The sequence below is a fragment of the Shewanella hanedai genome, assembly GCF_007197645.1.
In the GTDB taxonomy this organism is placed as follows: Bacteria; Pseudomonadota; Gammaproteobacteria; order Enterobacterales; family Shewanellaceae; genus Shewanella; species Shewanella hanedai.
On the sequence record NZ_VKGK01000063.1, the window covers coordinates 1 to 4,833 of the forward strand.

Consider the following 4,833-nt stretch of genomic DNA (forward strand, 5'->3'; position numbering starts at 1 on the left):
GTTCTACTACATGCATGGTAATACGGAGTGTCTTCAATACTGATCTGGGTTCTTCTGGGACGAGGCATGGATAACTCCTACTTTTTAACGATAACTAAAGCTTAGTAGGAGGTGTGGAATTTACGCAATTAACTATGCCTGTCCATATTTATTATTTAGTCAGAGGTTGATGATTCATCCAGAACTATGGGTGGCCATATAATTTCAGTCTTGACGGGATTGGAGCGTCCATATATGGCTCTATAAATATTGGAAACTAAGAAATACTATTCAAACTCTCTAAGCTTATCGGGATCTATGATAAATTGGAGCTTGTAAAGTATGATATTGACAATATCCATGTCATAGTTTTTATAGCTATCAACTAACTTAATAAGATTATTAAAACTTATTCTAGGGACTAAAAAATTAAGCCATTCACCAATCTCACTAACAAGTTTCTTTTTACAACCAATATCTAAAATTACCAAAAGGCTAGATTCCTTTTTAAGTGCAATAGATAGAATCTTAACCAAGCTTACCCTTCCTCTCCCTTCCGTTTTATCTAGTAATGGAATAGATAGCTCTAGTAACTCCTTTTCCGTCAGCCCTTTTATTTCCTGTTTAAATAACTTCACACTTTCTTGATGAGGAAAGCCATCAACGAGTTCAATTAATTTCATAATTTTCCAAATTTTTCTGATGGTAATTTAGCCTGCCAAGCTCTCCCTGCTGTTGGTTTATAGTGTCCAGAGTTATTGTTCCAACCTCTAAGTAGGCCACTATTGTTACCATAACCAAATCGAATGTGGCCAGCATAATCAACAGAATTCGCTCCCCTAGCAATATTATAATGACCAGTCCCCGTTCTACTAACCCATATCTGACCATTTTGTGTTACAAACTCATACTCCCCTTTTGGAGTAAATGCGTTACCATTTCCATCAACTGTTTTCCATCGTCCATTTTTATTAACTAATTGATACCTAGGTGACGTATTGAAATGACTCTCAGAAATTGTATTCTCAAATTTCTCTACCTTACGCGAAGGCTGTCGAATTTCTACCTTGTCCTCATCATCTGGTGGTGGAGGTGAAGCAATAGCGCCAGCTATATCCGACATTAACCCACTTAATGCTTTGGCTGCAGCTTTATCATTTGCTATTTGTTCTGGAGATTTTGGGCCAGGCATTGGTAAACCAAATGGTCCAGACATTACGCCAGTGCTTGCAGTCTCCGTCCCATTAAACGAAGAAGGTGCACTAGAAGCCTTTCCATCTGAAGTCCATGCAGGGCCACCCCCTCCCTGAGCAATCTCTTCTTCCTCTCCAACTCTCTGGTGCGCTTCTTCATCCTTACGCTTTTTCTGTCCTGATTTAGCCATGGACTTATTCGCTTGCCCATTACTCAACCCCCATTGCGCCAAAACGTTATCTACAGGCGTTTTAGCACAGGTATTTCCATGATTGGAGTCACACATAGCTACGCGCCAATTAGAAGCATTGCCACTGCGTACAGAACTATACCCTGTCGGATCCACCCCTGACATCGGATTATTCAAGATATACGAATAAGGATTGGCACTCTGACTATTCTCAGGGAACTGCAAGAAGGGGTCAACACTTAAGAAGCGGCCGACGTTGTAATCGTATACTCGGCCGTTCATGTGAATAAGCTCTTGATCGGCTAAATGTTCATGGTCGGTAAAGCCGCGACTCACCCCTTGCCAGTCGGTTAATAGCGCATTACCCGCCGCGATGTCTCGTGGGCGACCAAACACATCGTAACCTCGGTGCTGCAATATCTGAGCACTGCGGGCATCGATTAGGCTATCGACACTGCCTAATCTATCACGCAGTACATGCCAGAACTATGGGTGGCCATATAATTTAATTAATGTACTTCTTGGTCTGGCCATTACAATCTCCTCCTAAAGCGATAATGAAAGCTTAGTCAGAGGTTGATGGTTCATCCAGAACTATGGGTGGCCATATAATTCTAATGGGTGGCCATATAATTTATTCTGAATTATGGGTGGCCATATAATTTTAATCCAACGATGATAAATTAAGCTTAGCCACTGCTTGAAAATACATCCAGAATTATGGGTGGCCATATAATTTAGAGGTTGATTATTCATCCAGAACTATGGGTGGCCATATAATTTTGCCATTAACGATGGGTGGCACATATTTTTTCCATTAATGTACTTCTTGGTCTGGCCATTACAATCTCCTCCTAAAGCGATAATGAAAGCTTAGTCAGAGGTTGATGATTCATCCAGAACTATGGGTGGCCATATAATTTGTCTCACTCGGTACAAAACAGTCTATCTGTTCATACCATGGACATGCTTTGACTTTCTTCTTAAACCCTTCCATAGCACTATCATAAATCTGAAATGATATGTGCTCAATGAGGTTTTGATCATCTCGCTCAATAGACATTTTTACGTTTGTATTGGTGTATACAGCTATGCCTAAATAGCTCTCGAGGAATTTAAGACTGAGAACTTCAACAAGCGACTCCATGATTTTATTAGATAATCGCTCTAATGACTCAAACTCCCACCCATCATCACCAAGCTCTTTATTGGTATTGGCCGGTAAAATAAATGCAGCTCTATATTTCCTTTTCATGTAATTTACTCCCATACCTGAACTGGTATCTTATCCAAGCCAGCCTTCTTCGCTGCTTCTGTTCTGTGATGCCCGTCTTGGACTTCCAATCTCCCAGTATTAGGATTACGCCACGCATCTACAGGTTGGCTTTGGTCATACTGGCATAAGCACTGACGTCTATGGCAAAGATGCTGGCTAAAGCTAATAATCGGCTTTCAACCCACTCACGGCGATGTTCATAGGATTTACCCGTGTCTTTATCAATACCCATTAAGAAGTTTTTACGCACACACCTAGACACACAGTGATAAAATGGCGTGTCTTCGATACTGATTAATGTACTTCTTGGTCTGGCCATTACAATCTCCTCCTAAAGCGATAATGAAAGCTTAGTCAGAGGTTGATGATTCATCCAGAACTATGGGTGGCCATATAATTTCGGAATCAACCTTTCTTTCAACCGTCCTCCTCCTGCAATGACTGTTCCGCCCTCGTTGGTCTGGCCATTACAATCTCCTCCTAAAGCGATAATGAAAGCTTAGTCAGAGGTTGATGATTCATCCAGAACTATGGGTGGCCATATAATTTGGAGGTTGATGATTCATCCAGAATTATGGGTGGCCATATAATTTTTTTCGATACTGATTAATGTACTTCTTGGTCTGGCCATTACAATCTCCTCCTAAAGCGATAATGAAAGCTTAGTCAGAGGTTGATTATTCATCCAGAACTATGGGTGGCCATATAATTTAGAGGTTGATTATTCATCCAGAACTATGGGTGGCCATATAATTTAATGATAATGGCAATGGTTCATAAACGAAGGTTTTCTTTACACGGTGATAATGGGTGATAATGGGTGGGAATTGCTAGTAATGGAATTGTGATGATTGCCGCCCAAAGGTGATGGCGGCAATTTATGCACCTAACCCTTATTCATACACCCTAACTGAAAAATCTGCATACAAATCACTCAATAGCAAAACGGTGTGACGACTGAGATAAAGGTCTATGTCAGAAGTATCTTCATCATCTTCAAGCCAAACGAAGGCGGCAACACCGCAATCAAGCTTATACCCCTCAACTAGCTTTCGGACCTTTTTAGACTGAACTACAATCCCTTCAAGCAGATTTGTGACAGCGTCATCTATCGAGTCACAATCTTGTCGTGCTGATGCAATCGTCCAATATGAATTACTAATAATGTGCCCCTTACCTCTCGTTGAGGCCTCTCCTTTTTGACCTAACTCAGTTGGCTCTAGTTGCAACTCCCCGCCCCATTGCTTGACATCAACATTGGCATCCCCAGCATCCAGAGTAAAGTTAACTTCAATTTTCATATTGGTTATTTCCTGTCTATCGGTGCATAGTCTTTTAGCTCATCAAGACTGTAATCACTTGGTATGATGGTGCCATCTTTAGTTTTTTGGAATACCTGACCTGACTTCTTATCGACCATCAAATCAAACCTAGCATTCCTCTTATTGGTGCCGTTTAGAACTTCTTTTGCTGCATGAGCATCAATACCTAAGTCCTTAAGGTATTTGTCTTTGAGTTTTCTGAGGTTGCCATTCCGAATATCTGTAACTGCTGAGCGCCCCTTTGTAGTGACAGCCTGAGCACCAATAATAACCGCCCCCATGGCAGGGCTTGAATCTACAGCATTAGCCCCAGCCAACTCTTCAGGACCATTAATTGGAATGGCTTCGCTTGGGTCAGATAGTTCATCTGCATTATGTGCAAACTCACCCCAAAAACCCTGAGCATTAGCTTCAAGTAGTTTTTGCCCTACTCTTTTTATGCCGCCCCATAACGAAGAGCCTGAGCCGCCATTCTGGTCTTGATTTACATTGGTACCACCACTCGCACTAACAGTTGTGGTTGAACCTGGGATCCCTACTTTGTGTGCGGAACGATTATCCCTTTGCCTTGATAGCTTTGTTGTCGTTGTGACCTTTTCTTCATTTTGCTCACCATTACCACTAACCTTCTCTTCAGCGGCTTTAACCTCAGCTTCATTCGTGGGTCCACCACTCGCTTCAGCTTTGTCAGTTTCAGCCAAATACCCTGTCGGATCCACTCCTGACATCGGATTATTCAAGATATACGAATAATAAATCAAGCCAGCCATCATTAATCAATAACATAACGGCTCTACTGTAGATGTTCAATGTTATAGATAGAATGAAAGCTTATCGAATCTTCTAAAGTAGGCTTTGAAGCTGATATATGG

Annotated in this window: 5 protein-coding genes and 2 pseudogenes; all 7 read right to left on the bottom strand. The window is 41.4% G+C overall.

Features of this window, described 5'->3' with window-relative positions; genetic code table 11:
* Window positions 1-68: pseudogene (locus tag FN961_RS25455) on the bottom strand (Mobile element protein); the annotation flags it as partial.
* A gap of 198 nt (window positions 69-266) precedes the next feature.
* Entirely contained in the window at window positions 267-662 is a 396-nt protein-coding gene (locus tag FN961_RS25460) for a hypothetical protein (RefSeq protein ID WP_144042944.1), read from the bottom strand.
* The gene (locus FN961_RS25465) at window positions 659-1,759 is read right to left on the bottom strand and encodes an RHS repeat domain-containing protein (RefSeq protein WP_229814823.1); all 1,101 of its coding nucleotides are present in this window, start codon (window positions 1,757-1,759) and stop codon (window positions 659-661) included. Before FN961_RS25465 ends, FN961_RS25460 begins: the two co-directional genes overlap by 4 nt.
* Before the next feature lie 496 nt (window positions 1,760-2,255).
* Entirely contained in the window at window positions 2,256-2,618 is a 363-nt protein-coding gene (locus FN961_RS25470; RefSeq protein ID WP_144042946.1) for a hypothetical protein, read from the bottom strand.
* A gap of 133 nt (window positions 2,619-2,751) precedes the next feature.
* A pseudogene (locus FN961_RS25480) lies at window positions 2,752-2,958 on the bottom strand (transposase); the annotation flags it as partial.
* Between the two features lie 574 nt (window positions 2,959-3,532).
* Window positions 3,533-3,940 carry a DUF4279 domain-containing protein gene (locus tag FN961_RS25485; RefSeq protein WP_144042947.1) on the bottom strand — a complete coding sequence of 136 codons (408 nt, stop codon included), beginning with the start codon at window positions 3,938-3,940 and terminating at the stop codon, window positions 3,533-3,535.
* A 5-nt stretch (window positions 3,941-3,945) separates the two neighbouring features.
* Window positions 3,946-4,689: a polymorphic toxin type 33 domain-containing protein gene (locus FN961_RS25970; protein ID WP_221936152.1), complete on the bottom strand. Its 744-nt coding sequence runs from the start codon at window positions 4,687-4,689 to the stop codon at window positions 3,946-3,948.
* Between the last annotated feature and the right edge of the window lie 144 nt (window positions 4,690-4,833).